Here is a 349-nt window from a genome sequence, read left to right on the forward strand (position 1 = left end):
ACTCATTAATAAATCTCTATTATTAAATCACAAGAGTCAAATACAATAACATTGTTACAAGTTTCAGAAACCTATCTAATTACAAAAACTTATATCATCTCTTAATCCAATGCTCCTAGCATGCTGATTATGCTTAATCCTACTCAGAGCCTTTGTCAAGGGATCTGCAGGATTATCTTCCGATGATACCCTCTTTACCAGGAGGTGACCTTCTTCTACCCTATGTCTGATGTAGTGGTACTTTCTGTCGATATGTCTGGACTTTCCATGGTCTCTCGGTTCCTTTGTCAAGGCAACCGCTCCTTCATTATCGCAGAAAAGTTCCACCGGCTCCTGAATACTCGGGACA

General features: G+C 39.8%; 1 protein-coding gene. It reads right to left on the reverse strand.

Annotation, left to right across the window (positions count from 1 at the left end):
- Positions 1-75 precede the first annotated feature (75 nt).
- Positions 76-349 (reverse strand): Ty1/Copia family ribonuclease HI (locus HX793_RS32140; RefSeq protein WP_218646210.1); only part of this gene is annotated, 274 nt, incomplete at its 5' end.

Source organism: Pseudomonas reactans, from assembly GCF_013387025.1.
GTDB lineage: Bacteria > Pseudomonadota > Gammaproteobacteria > Pseudomonadales > Pseudomonadaceae > Aquipseudomonas > Aquipseudomonas reactans.